19 protein-coding genes are annotated in these 18,888 nt (G+C 72.0%); 8 read left to right on the top strand and 11 right to left on the bottom strand.

What is annotated here, in order from left to right:
- The first annotated feature begins 298 nt into the window (after positions 1-298).
- Together BM085_RS43725 and BM085_RS34595 are read left to right on the top strand one after the other, a co-directional pair.
- Positions 299-526, top strand: coding sequence for a hypothetical protein (locus BM085_RS43725; RefSeq protein WP_143121188.1), 228 nt, complete (start codon positions 299-301; stop codon positions 524-526).
- 4 nt (positions 527-530) lie between these two features.
- On the top strand, positions 531-3,701 hold the full coding sequence (locus BM085_RS34595) for a S41 family peptidase (protein WP_093891004.1): 3,171 nt from the start codon (positions 531-533) through the stop codon (positions 3,699-3,701).
- A 9-nt stretch (positions 3,702-3,710) separates the two neighbouring features.
- Here BM085_RS34595 and BM085_RS34590 read toward each other — a convergent pair whose 3' ends face one another.
- Positions 3,711-4,664, bottom strand: a complete 954-nt coding sequence (locus BM085_RS34590; protein WP_093891003.1) for a helix-turn-helix transcriptional regulator — start codon at positions 4,662-4,664, stop codon at positions 3,711-3,713.
- 80 nt (positions 4,665-4,744) lie between these two features.
- On the opposite strand from BM085_RS34590, the gene BM085_RS34585 reads away from it, so the two are divergent.
- From BM085_RS34585 to BM085_RS45495, 3 genes are all read left to right on the top strand, one after another.
- Positions 4,745-5,491 carry an alpha/beta fold hydrolase gene (locus BM085_RS34585; RefSeq protein ID WP_093891002.1) on the top strand — a complete coding sequence of 249 codons (747 nt, stop codon included), beginning with the start codon at positions 4,745-4,747 and terminating at the stop codon, positions 5,489-5,491.
- Between the two features lie 228 nt (positions 5,492-5,719).
- Positions 5,720-6,124: a peptidase inhibitor family I36 protein gene (locus BM085_RS34580; RefSeq protein WP_093891001.1), complete on the top strand. Its 405-nt coding sequence runs from the start codon at positions 5,720-5,722 to the stop codon at positions 6,122-6,124.
- Positions 6,125-6,160: 36 nt separating this feature from the next.
- Positions 6,161-6,418, top strand: coding sequence for a hypothetical protein (locus BM085_RS45495; RefSeq protein WP_093891000.1), 258 nt, complete (start codon positions 6,161-6,163; stop codon positions 6,416-6,418).
- Positions 6,419-6,453: 35 nt separating this feature from the next.
- Here the strand turns inward: BM085_RS45495 and BM085_RS34570 are convergent, their stop codons facing one another.
- Positions 6,454-7,305, bottom strand: coding sequence for a GDSL-type esterase/lipase family protein (locus BM085_RS34570; protein ID WP_245789869.1), 852 nt, complete (start codon positions 7,303-7,305; stop codon positions 6,454-6,456).
- A gap of 180 nt (positions 7,306-7,485) precedes the next feature.
- On the opposite strand from BM085_RS34570, the gene BM085_RS34565 reads away from it, so the two are divergent.
- A complete protein-coding gene (locus tag BM085_RS34565) occupies positions 7,486-8,715 on the top strand; it encodes an isochorismate synthase (RefSeq protein WP_399508910.1) in 1,230 nt (409 codons plus the stop codon).
- Between the two features lie 9 nt (positions 8,716-8,724).
- Here the strand turns inward: BM085_RS34565 and BM085_RS34560 are convergent, their stop codons facing one another.
- From BM085_RS34560 to BM085_RS34520, 9 genes are all read right to left on the bottom strand, one after another.
- Positions 8,725-9,369, bottom strand: a complete 645-nt coding sequence (locus BM085_RS34560; RefSeq protein WP_093890998.1) for a response regulator — start codon at positions 9,367-9,369, stop codon at positions 8,725-8,727.
- Entirely contained in the window at positions 9,360-10,484 is a 1,125-nt protein-coding gene (locus tag BM085_RS34555) for a sensor histidine kinase (protein ID WP_093890997.1), read from the bottom strand. Before BM085_RS34555 ends, BM085_RS34560 begins: the two co-directional genes overlap by 10 nt.
- A gap of 2 nt (positions 10,485-10,486) precedes the next feature.
- Complete coding sequence (locus BM085_RS34550) at positions 10,487-11,122, bottom strand: DedA family protein (protein ID WP_093890996.1); 636 nt, start codon at positions 11,120-11,122, stop codon at positions 10,487-10,489.
- A gap of 338 nt (positions 11,123-11,460) precedes the next feature.
- Positions 11,461-12,090 carry a YigZ family protein gene (locus tag BM085_RS34545; RefSeq protein ID WP_093890995.1) on the bottom strand — a complete coding sequence of 210 codons (630 nt, stop codon included), beginning with the start codon at positions 12,088-12,090 and terminating at the stop codon, positions 11,461-11,463.
- Between the two features lie 29 nt (positions 12,091-12,119).
- Positions 12,120-12,866 (bottom strand): SRPBCC family protein, encoded by a 747-nt coding sequence (locus BM085_RS34540; protein ID WP_093890994.1) that lies wholly within the window; start codon positions 12,864-12,866, stop codon positions 12,120-12,122.
- A 311-nt stretch (positions 12,867-13,177) separates the two neighbouring features.
- On the bottom strand, positions 13,178-13,546 hold the full coding sequence (locus tag BM085_RS34535) for a nuclear transport factor 2 family protein (RefSeq protein WP_031164524.1): 369 nt from the start codon (positions 13,544-13,546) through the stop codon (positions 13,178-13,180).
- 38 nt (positions 13,547-13,584) lie between these two features.
- The gene (locus BM085_RS34530) at positions 13,585-14,496 is read right to left on the bottom strand and encodes an ATP-binding cassette domain-containing protein (protein WP_399508912.1); all 912 of its coding nucleotides are present in this window, start codon (positions 14,494-14,496) and stop codon (positions 13,585-13,587) included.
- The gene (locus tag BM085_RS34525) at positions 14,493-15,521 is read right to left on the bottom strand and encodes an ABC transporter permease (RefSeq protein WP_093890993.1); all 1,029 of its coding nucleotides are present in this window, start codon (positions 15,519-15,521) and stop codon (positions 14,493-14,495) included. Before BM085_RS34525 ends, BM085_RS34530 begins: the two co-directional genes overlap by 4 nt.
- Positions 15,518-16,501, bottom strand: coding sequence for a sugar ABC transporter substrate-binding protein (locus BM085_RS34520; RefSeq protein WP_093890992.1), 984 nt, complete (start codon positions 16,499-16,501; stop codon positions 15,518-15,520). The genes BM085_RS34525 and BM085_RS34520 overlap by 4 nt, the downstream gene beginning before the upstream one ends.
- 184 nt (positions 16,502-16,685) lie before the next feature.
- On the opposite strand from BM085_RS34520, the gene BM085_RS34515 reads away from it, so the two are divergent.
- Together BM085_RS34515 and BM085_RS34510 are read left to right on the top strand one after the other, a co-directional pair.
- A complete protein-coding gene (locus tag BM085_RS34515; protein ID WP_093890991.1) occupies positions 16,686-17,498 on the top strand; it encodes a neutral zinc metallopeptidase in 813 nt (270 codons plus the stop codon).
- Positions 17,499-17,884: 386 nt separating this feature from the next.
- A complete protein-coding gene (locus tag BM085_RS34510) occupies positions 17,885-18,871 on the top strand; it encodes a sulfotransferase family protein (protein WP_093891023.1) in 987 nt (328 codons plus the stop codon).
- Positions 18,872-18,888: the final 17 nt, after the last annotated feature.

Below are 18,888 nucleotides of genomic sequence, written 5' to 3'. Positions count from 1 at the left end.
CCCAATCATGAAGATCGTTATCCATTCCGAGGCCTGCGATTTACCGCTTCTTTTCGCGCCCGTCATCACTGCCGCCACCGGCGGATGTATGGGGCCGGACGTGGGACGCCGGGGGTGCGGGCAGGGCGGGCACAGCGGCCCGCGGCGCGGGGGCCGGCCGGGCGATCATCGCCTGACCGCCCTCGCGGGGCGACCCGCGCCCGCCACACCGTGAGCCACGGAATAACGGGGATTGATGCCCTTAAAGGATATTAAGCAGAATCATGTCCGAAAAATGCATATTCCCACACTTAACGCGATGGAGGCCGGAGCGGGCGCGGAGCGGAAATCCACCGGCGCCCCGGATAGGCGGAAGAAGACCTCGATCGGGCTCATAAGCGTGGCCGAATCGGCCCGAAAAAGGGTAAAAGCCCTAAAAATGAGCAAAGCGGCCAAGGTGCCCGGAACAGACCCGGGGTGCCACGGCCATGAAATCATGATCGGGCGACCGGAGCGGACCCCCACCGGTCATCCGATCATGGAGTGACACGATGTCCGCCTACCTGCGATTCCCAACGATCTTCGGCGACAGGGTCGTCTTCGCCGCCGAGGACGACCTGTGGATGGTGCCCGCCACCGGCGGACGGGCCCTCCGGCTGACCGCCGGGGTGGCCGAGGCGGGCTACCCCCGATTCTCCCCGTGCGGCGACCAGCTCGCCTTCGCCGGCCGTGAGGAGGGCCCGGAGGAGGTCTATGTGATGCCCGCCGACGGCGGGGCGGCCCGGCGGATCACCTACCACGGGGCCCGCTCCACCGTCGCCGGGTGGGATCCCGACGGCGCCGTCCTGTACGCCAGCGACGAGTCCCAGCCCTTCGAGGGGCAGAAGTGGCTGCACCGGGTCCACCCGGACGGGATTCCGGAGCGCCTGCCGTACGGCCCGGCCAACTCCATCTCCTACGGCCCGCAGATCGTGCTGGGACGCAACACCGCCGACCCGGCCCGCTGGAAGCGCTACCGGGGCGGCACCGTGGGCGACCTGTGGGTCGGCACCCGGGAGTTCCGACGGCTCATCGCCCTGCCGGGCAACCTGGCCTCGCCCTGCTGGGCCGGAGACCGGGTCTACTTCATCTCCGACCACGAGGGCGTCGGCAACGTCTACTCCTGCACCGCGGACGGCGGGGACCTGCGCAGGCACTCCGACCACGCCGACTACTACGCCCGCAACCTGTCCGGTGACGGCCACCGGCTGGTCTACCACGCCGGAGCCGAGCTCTACCTGGTCGAGGACGGGGAGTCCCACCGGGTCGAGGTGTGCCTGCGCAGCTCCCGCACCCAGCGCAACCGCCGCTTCGCCCCGGCCGAGGACTTCCTCGACAGCGCCACGCTCAGTCCCGACGGCAGCGGCCTGGCCATCACCACCCGGGGCAAGGCGTTCTCCTTCGCCGGCTGGGAGGGCCCGGTCCGTCAGCACGGCGCGCCGTACGGCGTCCGCTACCGCCTGCTGACCTGGCTGAACGACGACGAACGGCTGATCGCGGCGGCCAGCGACGACGGCGACCGCGAGGTGCTGTCCGTGCTCACCGCCGACGGCAGCGCCGAACCGGTCCAGCTCGACCACCTCGACACCGGGCGCGTCACCGCGCTGGAGGTCTCCCCCAAGGACGACAGGGTCGCGATCGCCAACCACCGCAACGAGCTGCTCGTGGTCGACCTCACCGGCGGCGCGGTGACCGACGCCCGGAGCACGGTGATCGACGCCAGCAGGTTCGGCGCGATCGAAGATCTCGCCTGGTCCCCCGACGGCCGCTGGCTGGCCTACGCATGCCGTGACACCGCGCAGACCATGGCCGTCAAGCTGTGCCGGGTCGAGACCGGCGAGACGTTCGCCGCCACCCGCCCGGTGCTGTGGGACACCTGCCCCGCCTTCGACCCCGGCGGCGACTACCTCTACTTCATCGGCCAGCGCGTCTTCAACCCGGTCTACGACGAGCTCCAGTTCGACCTGGGATTCCCCCTCGGCTCCCGCCCCTACGCCATCGGGCTCCGCGCCGACGTCCGCTCCCCCTTCGTCCCGGAACCCCGGCCGCTCAAGGACGACGACGATGACGACAGTGACGATGACGACGAGCAGGAGATCGAGGTGGTCATCGACCTGGAGGGCATCCAGGACCGCGTCGTCGCCTTCCCCGTCCCCGAGGGACGCTACGAGCGCATCGCCGGGATCAAGGGCAAGGCCCTCTACCTGACCTTCCCCGTCGAGGGCAGCCTCGGCGACGACTACGCCGACTCCTCCGACGGCACGCTGCAGGTCTACGACTTCGCCCACCAGAAGCAGGAGACCCTGGTCGGGGACGTCTCGGAGTTCCAGCTGGGCCGCGACGGCACCACCCTGCTCTACCAGGCCGGCAAACGGCTGCGGGTGATCAAGGCGGGCGAGACGCCCGAGGACGACGACACGCCGGGCCGCGGCAGCGGATGGGTCGACCTGTCGCGGGTCAAGGTGTCCATCCGCCCGGAGGCCGAGTGGCGGCAGATGTTCCGCGAGGCCTGGCGGCTGCAGCGGGAGAACTTCTGGACCCAGGACATGGCCGGGATCGACTGGGAGGGCGTCTACCGGCGCTACCTTCCGCTGGTGGACCGGATCACCACCCGGGGAGAGTTCTCCGACCTGCTGTGGGAGCTGCTCGGCGAGCTCGGCACCTCCCACGCCTACGAGAGCGGCGGCGCCTACCCGTCCCGGCCGCACTACCGGCAGGGCAAGCTCGGCGTCGACTGGTCCTTCGAGGACGGCCTCTACCGGGTCGCCCGGATCGTCAACGGCGACCGCTGGGATCCCGAGGCCACCTCGCCGCTCAACCGCCTCGGGGTGGACGTACGGCCCGGCGACACGGTGCTGGCCGTCAACGGCCAGCCCGTCGGGGCGTCGGCCTGCCCGGACGAACGGCTGGTCAACCAGGCCGACCAGGAGGTCCAGCTCACCGTCAGGCGCGGGCAGGACAAGCGGACCTTCAACGTGCGGGCCATCGGCGACGAGCAGCCGGGCCGCTACCGCGACTGGGTGGAGGCCAACCGGACCCACTGCCACGAACGCAGCGGCGGCCGGATCGGCTACCTGCACATCCCCGACATGGGGCCGGACGGCTACTCCGAGTTCCACCGCGGCTTCCTCACCGAATACGACCGTGAGGGCCTGATCGTGGACGTGCGGTTCAACGGCGGCGGCCACGTGTCGGCCCTGCTGCTGGAGAAGCTCTCCCGCCGCCGCCTCGGCTACAACTTCCCGCGGTGGAGCGTGCCCGAGCCCTATCCCGACGAGTCCCCCCGGGGGCCGATGGTCGCGATCACCAACGAGTGGGCCGGCTCCGACGGCGACATCTTCAGCCACACCTTCAAGCTGCTCGGCCTGGGCCCGCTGATCGGCAAGCGCACCTGGGGCGGGGTGATCGGCATCTGGCCCCGGCACCAGCTCGCCGACGGCACGGTCACCACCCAGCCGGAGTTCTCCTTCGCCTTCGACGACGTGGGCTGGCGGGTGGAGAACTACGGCACCGACCCCGACATCGAGGTGGACATCACCCCGCAGGACTACGCCCGCGGCGTGGACACCCAGCTCGACAAGGCGATCGAGGTCGCCCTGGAACGCCTGCTCCTCCACCCCCCGCACACGCCCGATCCGGCCGACCGGCCCCGGCTCACGGTCCCGCGCCTGCCGCCTCGCTGAGCGGGCGGATCAGGGCGCGGCGCCGGCGGCCTCCATGAGCCGTCCGGCCAGCGCCCTGACCTCCCCGCGCAGCTCGTCGGGGGTGATCACGGTGAACGGCCAGCCGAGCCCGGCCAGCATCTGCGCCATCCCGCCCAGCTGCTCGGCCCTGGTCTCCAGCAGGATCCCGCCGGCGGTCTCGGTCAGCGTCGCCGTCTCCGCCGGGATCCTCCTGCGCGCCTCCTCCACGGTGGCGGCCAGCAGCACCTTCACCTCGTGCCGGTACGGCACCGCCGACAGTGACCCGACCACGTGCGCGACCGCGTCGAAGTCGCCCGGATCGTCGAAGGACCGCCCGGTCCGTACGGCGCCCGCCACCCGGTCCACCCGGAAGGTCCTCACCTCCCCGCTGCTGTGGTCGAGCCCGGCGGCGTACCAGCGCCCGGAGTGGAAGACGATGCCGTAGGGGTCCAGGTCGCGTTCCGAGGACTCGCCCCGCCAGGACCGGTAGGCCAGCCGTACCGTCTGCCGGTGGCGGGCGGCGTCGGCGAGCGCGAGCAGCGGCCCTGCCTTCGGGGCGCTCGCCGGCACCGGCGCCCTGGTGTGTTCCAGCGTCGCCGACACCGCGGCGACACGCTCGCGCAGCGCCTGCGGGAGCACCCGCTGGATCTTGGCCAGCGCGCTCTCGGTCGCCGTCTCCCCCACCGCGAGGCCGGTCCGCCGCCCGGCCAGCAGCCCCAGCACGACGGCCGTGGCCTCGTCGTCGGTGAGCATCAGCGGCGGCAGCTTGTAGCCGGGCAGGAGCCGGTAGCCGCCGTGGCGCCCGCGCTCGGCCTCCACCGGCACCCCGAGCTCGGAGAGCCTCACCGCGTAGCGGCGCACCGTGCGCTCGTCCACCTCCAGCCGGGCGGCGAGTTCGGGCCCGGTCAGACCGGGGGCGGCCTGCAGGATCTCCAGCAGCGCGAGGACCCGGGTGACGGTCATCGAAACTCCCCAAAAAATCAGGACCGGTTCTGTCCGGATTCCGTTCTACGATCAAACCACACAAAGAAGGAGACACCGATATGAGCACCTACGTTCTGGTCCCCGGTTTCTGGCTCGGCGCCTGGGCCTGGGAGAAGGTCGTCCCGCCGCTGCGCGAGGCCGGTCACGACGTCCACCCGGTCACCCTCACCGGACTCGGCGACCGCTCCCACCTGGCGGGCGCCGGGGTCGACCTTGAGACGCACATCCAGGACGTCGTCAACGCCGTCGTCTTCGCGGACCTGCACGACGTGATCCTCGTCGGGCACAGCGGCGCCAGCGCGGCCGTCACGGCCGCGGCCGACCGGATCCCCGAGCGCGTCGCCCGCCTTGTCTATCTCGACAGCGGCCCGACGGCCGACGGCATGACGTTCATGGACCTCAACGAGCCCGACTGGAGGACGTTCATCGAGACGCGGGTCGCCGAGCAGGGGGGCGGGACGGCCTACCCGCTGCCCTCCTGGCCGGAGCAGGAGCAGGCCGGGGCCAGCCTGGAGGGTCTGGGCGAGGCCGAACTCGACTGGTTCGCCTCCCGCGCGACGCCTCAGCCGTACGGCACCATGACCCAGCCGCTGACGCTGAAGGGCGAGGTGGACAAGCTGCCCAAGACGCTCATCGCGTGCTCGATGCCGCTGGAGCAGGTCCAGGCGATGATCACGGCCGGACACCCGTTCTTCGCGGCGCTCGCCGGACCGGAGTGGAGCTTCGAGACGGTGCCCACCGGTCACTGGCCGATGTTCTCCAAGCCCGTGGAGACCGCGGCCGCGCTCGCCGCGCTGGCGGGCTGAGTTCCGGCGGGAGACCCGGATCCGGCGGGGAGACCGGGATCGCGGGGAGGCGGCCCGGCCGCCCTCCGCGGCCCGCGGCGGGTTCACGGCGCCCGCCCCCTCCCACCGGCCCCGGGGGCACCGAGATCGACTTGCCTCACTTTCGGTAACGACATAATCACTTGTGGTGACGGAGGCGGGCAGGGCACCATCGGTCGGACGACAGCGCTCCCCGACCAGAGGATCCACGTGAAATCAAGCATCCGTAATACCCGCCTCGCCGCCACGGCCCTTGCCGCCGGCCTCCTGTGCGCGGGGCTCGCCGTGCCCGCGCACGCGCAGGCGGGCTCCTCCGCCGAGCATGCCGCGGCGCTCAGGCGTGCGGCCGAGCAGTGCGGAAGCGGCCAGGTCTGCTTCTGGTACTCCCGGAACTTCAGCGGCACCCCCTGGCGATGGACGCCCGCGAGCGGCTACCGCGACATGCCTTCGAACCTGCACGACCACGTCTACTCCTTCTACGCCAACGCCTCGGCCTGCTTCATCGACTGGGACCCCAGGGAGCGGCGCAGGGCGACTCCCGGCGACTACGCCAAGGCCTACGACACCAACTTCGGCAAGAGGATCGACGCCGTGGACCAGATCGGCGCGTGCTGACCCGTCCGGGGGCGGCGCGAGCGCTTCCGCCCGGACGTGGGTGAGCGGCGCTCCGCCCCCGGTTCCAGACCCAGGACGGCCGTCCGCCGCGTTCCCTGTCAGGAGGGGAACGGCGCGGGCGGCCGTCCGTCCTTCGCACTCCCCGGCGGGTACCGCGGCGCCCTGTGGAGGTCGCTGGCCGACACCGGCCACCTCGTCGACTTCGTGGGCTCGGGCTACAACGGGCCCGCCGGGCTACGGCCCGCCCGAGCAGGCGGCGCCGTACGCCGGCTCCGCCCGCCGGTGCCGGTATGACGGGCCGCGTGGTGATCGATCCGGTCGCCCGGCGGTCAGGACTGGGTCTGCAGCTCCCAGACGGGCTCGTCGGCCCAGTCGCGGATCGCCTGGAAGGTCTTCTGGGCGATCAGCTGCTGGCCCGCGGCGTTGGGGTGGAAGAAGTCCCATTTGCTGACATGGCTCAGTGTGAAGGGGGTGTTGAACAGGGCGTTGCCGTCGAACCTGCAGGCCGGACCGTACGCGGCGCAGACCCTGGCCAGGACGGCGTTGTAGGCGACGACCCTGCCGCGCACCCGGTCGCGGCGGGCCCGGTCGGCCGCGGCGGTCGAGGTGGGCTTGGCCAGCATGGTCGGGCAGATCCGGCCGATCGCCCAGAACCCGCGCGCCACCACGTTGTCCTTGCCGACCCGCCACAGCCGCTTGAGGTCGGGGACGCTCGCCACGAACACCCTGGCGCCGGGACGCCCGGCCCGCAACAGCCTCAACGCCTCGGTCACCCGGCTCTGGTAGAGCGCCACCGGGGTCATCCGCCGCTCCTCGGACATGCAGGCGTCCTGGGCGCCGACCAGGACCGTCACGTAGTCGGCGCGCCGGGCGACGGCCCCGGCCATCTGCCCGGCGAGGTCGGCGCTGGTCGCGCCGGGGACGGCGAGGGTGATGTTGTGCCCGGCGATGCCGTCGTCCAGGTCGCGCAACCTCATGTAGTGGCTCTGGACGGTCCGGCTGTCACCCGAGGACCAGGAGCGCGAGGCGCAGGGGACGTACCAGCCGCAGGCGTTGAACCCGGCACTGATCGAGTCTCCGACCGCGGCCATCACCACCGGCCGCCACGGCTCGTCGGCCGACGCCGCCGCGGGGACCGCCCAGGTGGCCGCGAGCGTCACGATCCCTGTGAATGCGGTCACAGTCTTGCAGGCCATGGCACCTCCGGCTGAGAGATCACGTCTGCCTCGGATGTATCACCGCAGGACAGCGTGGCGCTCTCCGTTGACCGAGTGCCTTGGTTTTCTTGACAGACCGTGGCGGCTGTGCAGACTGGGGGATGCCCGCCGAACACGTTCAGTTTCCCGCATAGAGTGTTCCGGGTGAGTGTCGCGCTCGGATTGAACCGTCCCCTCGTGGTCAGAACCACGCTCGTCGGCGACCCCGGCGACCTGCTCGCGCGACTTCCCGAGGCCGCCCCCTATGCCTGGATCAGGCACGGCGAGGGTCTGGTGGCCTGGGGAGAGGCCGCACGTGTGGCTGTGCCACCCGGCCCCAGGCGTTTCGAGTGGGCTCGTGACTGGCTGTCGGACACCTTCGGCGAGGCCCACGTCGACGACGACGTGGGCGCCCCCGGCTCCGGCCCGGTCGCCTTCGGTTCCTTCACCTTCGACCCCGACGCCCAGGGCTCGGTCCTCGTCGTCCCTCGGGTCGTCCTGGCCCGCCGCGACGGCCGCGCCTGGCTGACCACCCTCGGCGAGGAGCGGCTCGACCTGGTCACCCCGCTCCGCGACCCCGGCCGGATCCGGTACGGCGACGGCAGCCTGACCGCCCCCGAATGGGAGCACGCCGTGGCGCGGGCCGTCCGGCAGATCAGGTCGGGGCGCCTGGAGAAGGCCGTGCTCGCCCGCGACCTGACCGCCACGGCGGAGCGGGAGATCGACGTCCGCCTGCTGCTGTCGCGTCTGGCCCGCCGCTACCCCGGGTGCTACACCTTCTCCTGCGACGGCCTGGTCGGCGCCACCCCGGAGCTGCTGGTCCGGCACACCGGCGAGACGATCGAGTCCCTGGTCCTGGCCGGCACGGTCTCCAGGGGCACGGACGAGGCCGACGACATGGCGCGCGGCGCCGCCCTGTTCGCCTCGGAGAAGGACCGCTACGAGCACACCTGCGCGGTGGAGTCGGTCCGGGAGGCGCTGGCCCCGCTCTGCTCGGAGCTGAAGGTGCCCGAGGAGCCCGAGCTCCTGGTCCTGTCCAACGTCCAGCACCTGGCCAGCCCGGTGACCGGGCGCCTGTCCGCCGGGGCCTCGGTCCTGGACGTCGTCGCCGCCATGCACCCGACGGCCGCCGTCGGCGGGACGCCCACCGAGACGGCGCTCGACGTCATCCGCGAGCTGGAGGGCATGGACCGCGCCGGTTACGCCGGGCCGGTCGGCTGGATCGACGCCCGGGGCGACGGCGAGTGGGGCATCGCGCTGCGCTGCGCCCAGATCGAGGGACGCGGCGCCCGTCTGTTCGCCGGCTGCGGCATCATGGGCGACTCCGCGCCGGCCGCCGAGCTCGCCGAGGCCCAGGCCAAGCTCCGCGTGATGCAGTACGCCCTGGAGGGCTGAGCGTCGACCCTACGACCCCAGATAACGCAGCACGGCCAGCACCCGGCGGCTGTAGCCGGTGACGTGCAGGAGCCCGAGCTTGTCGAAGATGGCGTTGACGTGCTTCTCCACCGCGCTCTGGGAGACGACGAGCCGCTCGGCGATGGAGGCGTTGGTGCAGCCCTGCGCCATGTGGTCCAGCACGTCGCGTTCGCGGGGCGTCAGTCGGCTCAGCGGGTCGACGTGGGTGGTGCGGGCGAGGAGCTGCCGCACCACCTCGGGATCGAAGGCGGCTCCCCCGGCGCCGACCCGGTCGAGCGCGTCGAGGAAGTCGCCGATCTGGGCGACCCGGTCCTTGAGCAGGTAGCCCACCCCGTCCACGTCGCCGCTCATCAGCTCGGTGGCGTAGCGCTTCTCGACATACTGCGACAGGACCAGCACACGCGTGCCGGGCCGGCGGCGGCGGATCTCCAGCACCGCCCGCAGTCCCTCGTCGGTGTGGGTCGGCGGCATCCGCACGTCGGCCACCACGATGTCGGGCCCGTGCTCGTCCACCGCCTCGATGAGCGCCGTACCGTCGCCGACCGCGGCCAGGACCTCGTGCCCCTCCTCCACCAGCAGCCGGACCAGCCCTTCGCGCAGCAGCGTGGAGTCCTCGGCCAGGATCACCCGCATGGGAGCTCCGCGGTGATCGTGGTGGGCCCGCCGTACGGACTGTCGACGTGGAAGCGCCCGTCCAGGGCGGCCACCCGGCGGGCGAGGCCGGAGAGCCCTCCGCCGGAGGGGTCGGCGCCGCCGCGCCCGTCGTCCTGTGCCCGCACGACGACCACCGTCCCTTTCTTGAAGATCTCGACGGTGACCGCACCGGCCGCCGCGTGCTTGGCCGCGTTGGTGACGGCCTCGCAGACCACGAAGTACGCCGCCGTCTCCACCTGCCCGACGGGGCGCTCGGCAAGATCGTAGTGGACCGTGACCGGCAGCCCGGCACGCTCGGCGACGGTGGCGAGGGCGTCTCTGAGGCCGAGGGAGTCCAGGCCGGTCGGGTAGACCCGCCAGGCCACCTCCCGCAGGTCGCCCAGTGCTCCCTGGGCCTCCTCGTGGGCCTGGTGGAGCAGCTCGTCGAGCAGTTCCGGCGCGCGGCCCCGGCGGGCCCGGCCGATCAGCATGGCCAGCGCGACCAGGCGCTGCTGCACGCCGTCGTGGAGGTCGCGCTCGATGCGCCTGCGCTCCTGGTCGACGGCCGCCACGATGCCCGAGCGGGACTCGGCCAGCTCGGTGATGCGGCGTTCGAGCAGCTCGGTGGCGCTCGGCCCGAGCGCCCACCGGGCCACCCGGCGCTCAAGGGCGACCAGCCCGACGAGCCCCATGATCTCCAGGAAGAGCAGGACCAGTCCGAGGACCGCGAAGTAGAGCACGAGCAGCATGGTCGGCTTCATGCCGTCGAACGGCTCGCCCCGCCCCCAGTCCCAGGCGATCCGCACCCCGGCGCCGATCCCGGCGACCAGCAGCGCGAGCACCAGGGCGCCCAGCACCCCCACCGGCCAGCGCCAGGCCACGTAGCGCAGCGCCCGCCGCCCGTCGTAGCCGGAGACCTCGGCCCCGCCGAGCAGGCCCAGCCGCCGGACCTCGACGTCGGCCAGCGTCGTGGCCGCGGCGAGCACGTGCCGCCGCGCCCTGGGGAAGGCCAGGAGCGGGGCCGTGGCCAGGAGGAAGGCCAGCTCGGCGAGGGCCGTGGGGACGCCCAGCGCGAGTCCGGCCAGCGACCGCAGGGGCCTTGTCAGCGTGGTCATCGCTACGCGTGGTGCCTGCCCTTGCGCCGGTCCGTCAGCCGGACCACGATGAAGATCACCACGGCGAGGACCACGATGCCCAGCACGGCCTTGGACAGGATCCCGGCGTAGTCCTCGACCAGCGACCAGTTCTCGCCGAGCAGGTAACCGGCCATCACGAAGGCCGTGTTCCAGATGAGGCTGCCCAGCGTGGTGAGAAGGGTGAAGATCGAGATCGGCATGCGCTCGACCCCGGCCGGGATCGAGATGAGACTGCGGAAGATGGGGATCATCCGGCCGAAGAAGACCGTCTTCTTACCGTGCCTGGCGAACCATGCCTCGGTCTTCTCGATGTCGGAGACGCTGATCAGCGGCAGCTTCGCCGCGATGGCGACCACCCGCTCACGGCCCAGCAGCGCCCCGATCCCGTAGAGTGCCAGCGCGCCGATCACGGAGCCGAGGGTGGTCCAGAGGATGGCGTCGAACAGGGTCATGTTCCCCTTGCTCGCGGTGAACCCGGCCAGCGGCAGGATCACCTCGCTCGGCAGCGGCGGGAACAGATTCTCGAGCGCGATGGCCACCCCGGCCCCGGGCGCGCCCAGGGTCTCCATAAGATTGATCGCCCACCCGGCGATTCCGTCAACGTTGGTTGCACTCATGGCAACAAGGCTAGAGAAATTTGAATATGCCAGAAATGAGGGAGACCATCGAGCTCGCCTCACACGCACCCCAGTGCGCGGGGTGGGGAAAACCTCAGGTCCCCCTCGCGCGCCCGCGACGGCCGGGCCGACCGCGCGGGTGATCGGCTAATCCGGGGATTTCCGCACGTCAGGCCCCCATCGGCCGCCGAGGTGCGGGCGGCGGGGTAGGTGCGGGGATCGGCTCCCGGGGCGGGACGGACGGGCCCCGGCCGCTGGTCAGCGGCGAAGTTCCGCAACCGCCTGTGATCCATCCCACAGTTTTCACCGCCGGGCGCGAAGGCGCCGGCGCATACCGGTCAGGCACTCCTGAGGTAGACCGTCTCCCCGGTCCCGACCTCCGCCCGGCCGGCCGTCAACGTGGCGACCCAGCCGGGGAAGGCGGCCAGGTCGGCCTCCCGCACCGCGATCCGGAAGCCGACCTCGGCGCCATAGACGACCTCCCTGACCTCGTACGGCGAGATGCGCAGGTCGTTCTCCAGCCGCCCCGCCAGGACGTGGTCCACGGTCACCGACATGATTCTGGCGGGCACCATCTCGATCAGGGAGGCGAGGTCCAGCGTCTTGCCGACCGACGAGCCGTAGGCCCGGACGAGACCGCCCGCGCCCAGCTTCACCCCGCCGAAGTAGCGCGTGACCACCGCCACCACGTCGCCGAGCCCGCGGCGCAGCAGCGTCTCCAGCATCGGGGTGCCGGCGGTGCCGCCGGGCTCCCCGTCGTCGTCGGCCTTCTGGACCAGCCGGTCGCCGCCGATCACGTAGGCGGAGCAGTTGTGCGTGGCGTCGCCGTACAGCCGCCTGCGCTCGGCCACGAACCGCCTGGCCGCCTCCTCCGAGATCGCCGGGGCGATCGCGCAGACGAACCGTGACCGCTTGATCTCGATCTCGTGCTCGATGACGTCTTCCAGCGTGAGGTACGGCGCAGCCATCCGGACAGGCTACCGGCGAGCGTCCGCCGTCAGACGGGCAGCCGGGTGAGCCAGGCCCGCCAGGCCCGCTCGGTCTCCGCCAGGCCCGTCCCGTCGGAGAAGACGTGGTGGCCGATCATCAGCCCACCCTGGAAGGCACGCAGGAACCGGTAGATCGCGTCGCCCGTGCGCACGCCCAGGGTGTCGGGGTTGACGGCGTACACGACGCCCTCGACCGGCGCGAGCCCGTCCGGGGTGAAGCGCACCCGGTCGCCTTCGGTGACCGGGTCGCTCAGCCCGAGCGCGCCGACGAGCACCGCCCGCGTCCGCTCCCAGCCGGCCACCGGCGGTCCGAACACGGTGAAGGACGACGCGGCCCGGCCGGGGAAGTGGGTGAGGCGCTCGACCAGCGTACGGAAGTACATCTCCCCGCCCTTGGTCATGGCGTCGTACTCCGCCTCCCAGTCGTCGCCGGGCAGGAAACCGCTGGCCACGGTCCGCAGCACGGTGCTGCCCCCGCCGCGTCCCTCGATGAGGTAGTCGAACGCGACGAATCTCCCCTTCTCGCCGGCGCTGCGGTAGGCGAACTGTTTCAGCGGGTTCCACGCGGTCACGACGGAGTCCTGGACATAGCCGTTCCCCATGTCCGTGCGGACCGCGCCGCCCTCGGCGGGCTCGACATGGCTGCGCCCCACGAACCAGGAGTCGATCCCCGGACCGGTGGCGATCGCCTCCCACACCTGCTCCGGGGTCGTGTCGAGCTCGGCCACCCGGTGTATCTCGAATTCGCGCGGCACCTGCAGAACTCCTTCGCCGTACTCGTGCCCGTCTCGATCGCGGCGGCGGGACGGACCGCGACGGTCACGCGGTGGTCGCGCCCGCCTCCGGCCGTCCCGTCGTGACGCCTGGCCGCCGGCGCGGCGACCGCACCGGACCGGACCGGACCTGATGAGGCCTCGATCACCGCCACGTCCGACGTGCCTCACCATCTCAGTGGCGAGTTTTCTTGTCAAGACAGATAAAGTTTTCGGACCTGCCGGCGCGGCGGGAACCGGCCGAGCCCGTTCCCGCCTCCGCACCGACCCTGTCCTCTCAGGATGTCCGCAGGTCAGATCGTGTTCTCATGGATGTGCACGATGAGCCACTCCCCTTCGACCAGCCGCAGCACCGCGGTGGTCCGGACGATCTCCGGCTCTCCTTCGGCGAAGTCCACCCGGAGCAGGTAGCGGGCGAGGGCCGTCTCTCCCCAGACGTCGACGACCTCGTCGCGGGCGGCCACCCCGGTCTCCCGCGGGCCGTCGGCGGGCCGGGCGTCGCGGACCTTGTCCAGCTGCGCCGTACTGGTGATCAGCACGGGGTCCACCGAGTCCCAGATCGTCGCCTCGGGGTGCAGCAGCCGGTCGATCCCGGCCCGGTCACCACGCCGGTATGCGTCGTACATCGCGGTGATGACCGCCCAGACGGCTTCGCGTGCCACTTTTCGCGTCTCCCTCGCAGAATCGTTGTCCGCTCACGTTATGGGTATGCCGGACCGGGCGGCTCACCCCGGTCCAGCTCGTGGGCGAGCCGCTCCAGCTCGGTCCCGCCCGCCATCAGGGAGGTCAGCTCCTCGCGGGTGATGCCGGCCTTGCCGTACTCTCCGAGGCTGGTGCCCCGGTTGAGCAGCAGGAACCGGTCGCCGATCGGGTAGGCGTGATGGGGGTTGTGGGTGATGAAGACGACCCCCAGCCCCCGGTCGCGGGCCTGGGCGATGTAGCGGAGCACCACCCCGGCCTGTTTGACGCCCAGGGCGGAGGTCGGCTCGTCCAGGATGAGCACGCGGGCGCCGAAGTGGACGGCACGGGCGATGGCCACCGACTGGCGCTCGCCGCCGGACAGGGTGCCCATCGGCTGGTCGACGTCACGGATGTCGATGCCCATGGAGCGCAGCTCCTCGCGGACCACGCGTCTGGCCCCTGCCACGTCGAAGCGGCGCAACGGCCCCCGGCCGAGCACGGGCTCGGAACCGAGGAAGAAGTTCCGCCAGACCGACATCAGCGGGATCATCGCCAGATCCTGGTAGACCGTCGCGATGCCCTGGTCCATGGCGTCGCGGGGGCTGGTGAAGGCGGCCGGCGCGCCGTCGAGCAGATACTCCCCCGAGTCGGGCGCGTGCATGCCCGACAGGATCTTGATCAGCGTGGACTTGCCGGCGCCGTTGTCGCCGAGGACGCAGGTCACCTCCCCCTGGCACACCCGCGTGGAGACGTCCCGCAGGGCGATCACACCCCCGAACGTCTTGCCCACGGCACGGACCTCCAGCAGCGGGGGAGCGGCCTGCGCCGCCCGTCCCGTGCCGGGGTCCGCCGCCACGATCTCCGGGCCCGGCCCGCCGGGCGGGGGCCCTCCCCGGGCGGCGTCCGCGGGGACGCCGTCGGTTCCGGTCAACGCCTCACCTCCTCCGCGTAGCGGCGGACCAGCCGGTTGGCGAGGGTCGCCAGCAGCAGCATGGCGCCGAGGAAGAACGTGAACCAGTCGGCGTCCCAGCCGGCGAACACGATGCCCTTGTCCGCCATGCCGAAGATCACGGCGCCGATCGCGGCGCCGATCGCGGAGCCGTACCCGCCGGTCAGCAGGCAGCCGCCGATCACCGCCGCGATGATGTAGACGAACTCCTGCCCGATGCCCGAGTTGGCCTGCACCGAGGTGAAGCGGAGCGCCAGGATGGAGCCGACCAGCCAGGCGGCCACCGCCGCCGTCATGAACAGTGCGATCTTCGTCCGTTCGGCGGGCACTCCGGCGGCGCGGGCGGCCCGGGCGTCGCCGCCCACCGCGAAGATCCGGTTTCCGGCCCTGGTCCGCATGAGCACCCAGGTCGCCAGCGCGGTGACGCCCAGCCACCAGAGAACGGCCACCCGGAAGTCGGTCCCACCGACCTGGACGGTCCCGGCCAGCAGGGCCCGCGCGCCCTCGTACCCCTCGGCCCCGCGCAGCCCGCCGACCTGGACGGTCCCGGTCAGGGCCTTGGTGACGCCCAGGTTGACGCCCTGCAGCATCAGGAACGTGCCGAGCGTGACGATGAAGCTCGGCAGCCCGGTGCGGACCACGATCAGCCCGTTCAGGAAGCCGACCAGCAGGGCCGCCGCGAGGGAGACGAGCATCGCCGTCCAGACCGAGAGGCCGTACCTGGTCGCGAGGATGACCATGATCAGGCCGGTGGTGCCGGTGAGCACCCCGGCCGACAGGTCGAACTCACCGCCGATCATCAGCAGCGCGATCGCCACCGCCATGATGCCGAGGGTGGAGGCCGGGTCGAGCCAGTTGGCCACTCCCTCGATCGAGCGGAACGTGGCCGACTGGCTCGCGAAGAACGCGAAGACCGCGACCGCGCCGACCACCGCGCCGAGCTCCGGCCGGACCAGGAGCCGCCGGGCCGCCCCCGTCCGCGCGAGCCGCTCGTCCGCCACCGTCACCGGGTGCCGCTCTGGGCGAGTTCGGCCACCTGCGCGGCGTTGTCCTTGGTGACGAACCCGGGGCCGGTGTTGACCGGCAGGCCGCCGCCGACGGTGTTGAGATTGTCGCGGTAGAGGGTCAGGAAGGTGATCGGCAGCCAGCCCTGGAGGTACTGCTGCTGGTCGACCGCGAACAGGATCTCGCCGTCCCTGACGGCGGCGACCACGTCGGCCGACAGGTCGAAGGTGGCGAGCCGGGCCTTGGAGCCGCCGTCGGCGATCGCGTCACGGGCGGCGACGGCCACGGCGGGGTTCAGGGTGAGCACGCCGTTGACGGAGGTGTCCGACTGGAGCCTGGCCTTGATCTTGGAGGTGGCGTCGGCGAGGTTGCCCACGTCCACCTGGAGCCGCTCGACCGTGCCGCCCAGGCCGTCGGTGGCGCCCTTGCAGCGCTGGTCGAGGCCTACGTTCCCGGCCTCGTGGATCACGCAGAGCAGCTTGGTGACGCCCTCCGCCTTGAGTTTCTCCCCCGCGCCCCGCCCGGCCACGTCCTCGGACTGGCCGATGTGGGTGATCGCGCCGAACTCCCGGGACCTGTCCCCGCCGGAGTTGATGGTGATCACCGGGATCCCGGCGGCCACGGCCTTGCCGACAGCCTCCTTCAGCGCGTCCGGGTTGGCCATGGAGACCACGACGCCGTCGACCTTCTGGCTCACGGCCTGGTCGATGAGCTGCGACTGCCGCGCCGGGTCGCCGTCGCCCTGGTAGTTCACCGTGACGCCGTACCGCTTGGCCGCGGCCTCGGCGCCGTTCTTGACCACATCCCAGAAGGCGTCTCCCGAACCCGCGTGGGTGATGACGGCGAAGGTGGCCGCCTTGGCCGCGGGGGGCGGGGCGGGCGCCGACTCCCCGCCGCCCTGTCCGGCCGGGCCGCCCGAACAGCCGGTCAGGGCGGAGAACCCCAGCGCGGCCACGATGACCAGCCCTGCTGTCCACTTCATCGGTAACCTCCGTGCGTCTCGCCTGAACCCCCCGCCCCTGGTTTGTAACCACCGCATCACCAGGCTGTCAATGATTTGTCGTGACATTAGGACGTAGGAACTCGCGTACGGCCGGCCGCCGTCACGCGTTCCGGGCCCGCCGGCGCCCCCACTCGACGCGCCGGGGGTCCTAAGCTGTCCGATCATGCGCTTCCTCCCGCCCGGCGCCGGTCCCCGGCGGCCTCTCCGCCGCCCGGCCGCCTTCACCCGACGGGCACTCCTGGTGACCGTGTGCCTTGCCGTCCTGCCGTCCGGAGTCGCACAGGCCGCTCCGCCCCCGAGCCCGCTGCTGAAGGTCGGCAGGCTCGCGGCCGCGTCGTGCCCGGAACCGCCGCTCATCGACGGCGGCATGCCCCGGACGCGCGAATACCTGACGGCGGCCATGAGGTGCCTGGACCGGCTGTGGTCCGCCCGCTTCACCCGCGCCGGGCTAGGGTTCCGCAAGCCCGCGGTCCGCTTCTACGAAGAACCCGCGCAGCGCGTATGCGGGGTGCGCTGGCCCGCCAACGCGGCGGCCTTCTACTGCACGGAACGGGCCACGCTGGTGTTCCCGCTCACCGGCGGCTGGATCGAGGGCCGGACCGACCTGTACCCCCTCAAGGTGGCGGCCCACGAATACGGCCACCACCTGCAGAGCCTCACCGGCGTCAGGGACGACTACGAGGCCCGCGTCCGCTCCGGCCGCTCCCACGCCCGTCAGGCCGAGCTCGGCCGCCGCTACGAACTCCAGGCGGACTGCCTGTCAGGGGTGTTCCTGGGCAGCGTGCGAGGCTCCCTGGCGCGCACCGAGCAGGACTGGCAGGCGCTGTCCGACGCGCTCCGCGCCAGCGGCGACGACGGCGACCACCGCACCCACGGCACCGGCGTCAGCCGGCTCCGCTGGTTCGACCGCGGCTACCGCGCGGTCTCCCCCGCCGCCTGCGACACCTGGACCGCCACGCCGTCCCAGGTGTCCTGAGCCGCGGGACACCGCCGGGGGGCCGCCCGCTTGGCGTCCGGTGAGGTCACCGGGACATCACCGGACCTCGCCACCCGGCCGTCTCCGAGGGCGCCCGGCCGGCCCGGATGGGTTCGATGCGCCTTTTGTCGGGAAAATCCCAAAGGGGGGACCGCGGGAAAATCCCAGAGGCAGGACCGACGGCCCGCGGTGAGGCCGGCACATCCGCCGCACGGGACGGAGCGGCCGGCGTCGCACTCGTGGACCGGGACAAGACCACCGGACTCCCACGATCAGCCCCGTCCCGGTTCCCCTCGACGCCCGGCGATCACCTCGCCGGGCGCTTGCTTTCACCACAGCGGGAGCTATATTTACTATAAAAATAGTAGGAATTAAGGGTAATGACGATGCCCCTTCCGGATTTCCTCACGATCGGCGCCCCGAAGGCCGGGACGACCGCGCTGCACGCGGCGCTGGCCCGCCACCCGGGGCTCTTCCTGTCACCGGTGAAGGAGCCGAAGTTCTTCCTCACCGACGGACCACCGCCGACCAGGGGCGGGCCCGGCGACGCCCAGACCTACCGCGAGCACATCTGGCGGCGAGAGGACTACGAGGCCCTGTTCGGCGCGGCGCCACCGGGCGCCCTGACCGGTGAGTCCACCCCGTTCTACCTGTACGACCGGGCCGCGCAGCGGCGCCTGCGTGCCGCGGTCCCCGAGGCCAGGCTGATCGTGGTGCTGCGCGATCCGGTGGAGCGGGCCCACTCCAACTGGACCCACCTGTGGTCGGCCGGGCTGGAGCCGGTCGGCGACATAGTCCGGGCCTGCGGGGAGGAGGAGCAGCGGATCAGGGCGGGCTGGGCGCCGTTCTGGCACTACCGCGGGCTCGGCCGGTACGGCGAGCAGCTCGCGCACCTGTTCACCCTGTTCCCCCGCGAGCAGGTGCTGGTCTTCCGCTACCGCGACCTGGTCGACCGGCCCGCCGACGCCCTGGACCGGATCTGCCGCTTCCTCGGCGTCGAGACCGGCGTCGTCACCGAGGTCCCCCGCGAGAACGTGACCGCCCATCCCGAGCCGACGCGGGGCCACCGGCTGCTCTCCCGGGCGCTGCGGACCGGGGCGGCGGTCGGCCGGTTCCTGCCGGAGCGGCTGAGCGGGGCGCTGACCGACCCGCTGGAGCGGCGGCTGCAGCAGCGGGCCCGCTCCCGCCGGCCCCTGACCTGGGAGCAGCGGGAACAGCTGATCGGCTACTTCGCCCAGGACGTGGCGCTGCTGCAGAAGGTGACCGGCGAGGACTTCAGTGACTGGCTGCGTCCCCGCGAGCGGTCCGGCGGCCTGGTGGGTACCCGCCCCGCCGGCCAGCGCCAGGCCCGCAACGGGCGCCCGCAGGCGTAGAGGCGACGGCGGGACAG

This window comes from Streptosporangium canum (assembly GCF_900113865.1).
Taxonomy (GTDB): Bacteria; Actinomycetota; Actinomycetes; order Streptosporangiales; family Streptosporangiaceae; genus Streptosporangium; species Streptosporangium canum.
The sequence above is the reverse complement of the archived record's forward strand: the minus strand, read 5'-3'. Positions and strand labels throughout refer to the sequence as shown.

Bases quoted from the DNA above. Each gene is read 5' to 3' on its own strand.
- BM085_RS43725 (WP_143121188.1), top strand. From the start codon at position 299: ATGGAGGCCGGAGCGGGCGCGGAGCGGAAATCCACCGGCGCCCCGGAT.
- BM085_RS34595 (WP_093891004.1), top strand. From the start codon at position 531: ATGTCCGCCTACCTGCGATTCCCAACGATCTTCGGCGACAGGGTCGTC.
- BM085_RS34590 (WP_093891003.1), bottom strand. From the start codon at position 4,664: ATGACCGTCACCCGGGTCCTCGCGCTGCTGGAGATCCTGCAGGCCGCC.
- BM085_RS34585 (WP_093891002.1), top strand. From the start codon at position 4,745: ATGAGCACCTACGTTCTGGTCCCCGGTTTCTGGCTCGGCGCCTGGGCC.
- BM085_RS34560 (WP_093890998.1), bottom strand. From the start codon at position 9,369: ATGCGGGTGATCCTGGCCGAGGACTCCACGCTGCTGCGCGAAGGGCTG.
- BM085_RS34555 (WP_093890997.1), bottom strand. From the start codon at position 10,484: ATGACCACGCTGACAAGGCCCCTGCGGTCGCTGGCCGGACTCGCGCTG.
- BM085_RS34550 (WP_093890996.1), bottom strand. From the start codon at position 11,122: ATGAGTGCAACCAACGTTGACGGAATCGCCGGGTGGGCGATCAATCTT.
- BM085_RS34545 (WP_093890995.1), bottom strand. From the start codon at position 12,090: ATGGCTGCGCCGTACCTCACGCTGGAAGACGTCATCGAGCACGAGATC.
- BM085_RS34520 (WP_093890992.1), bottom strand. From the start codon at position 16,501: ATGAAGTGGACAGCAGGGCTGGTCATCGTGGCCGCGCTGGGGTTCTCC.
- BM085_RS34515 (WP_093890991.1), top strand. From the start codon at position 16,686: ATGCGCTTCCTCCCGCCCGGCGCCGGTCCCCGGCGGCCTCTCCGCCGC.
- BM085_RS34510 (WP_093891023.1), top strand. From the start codon at position 17,885: ATGCCCCTTCCGGATTTCCTCACGATCGGCGCCCCGAAGGCCGGGACG.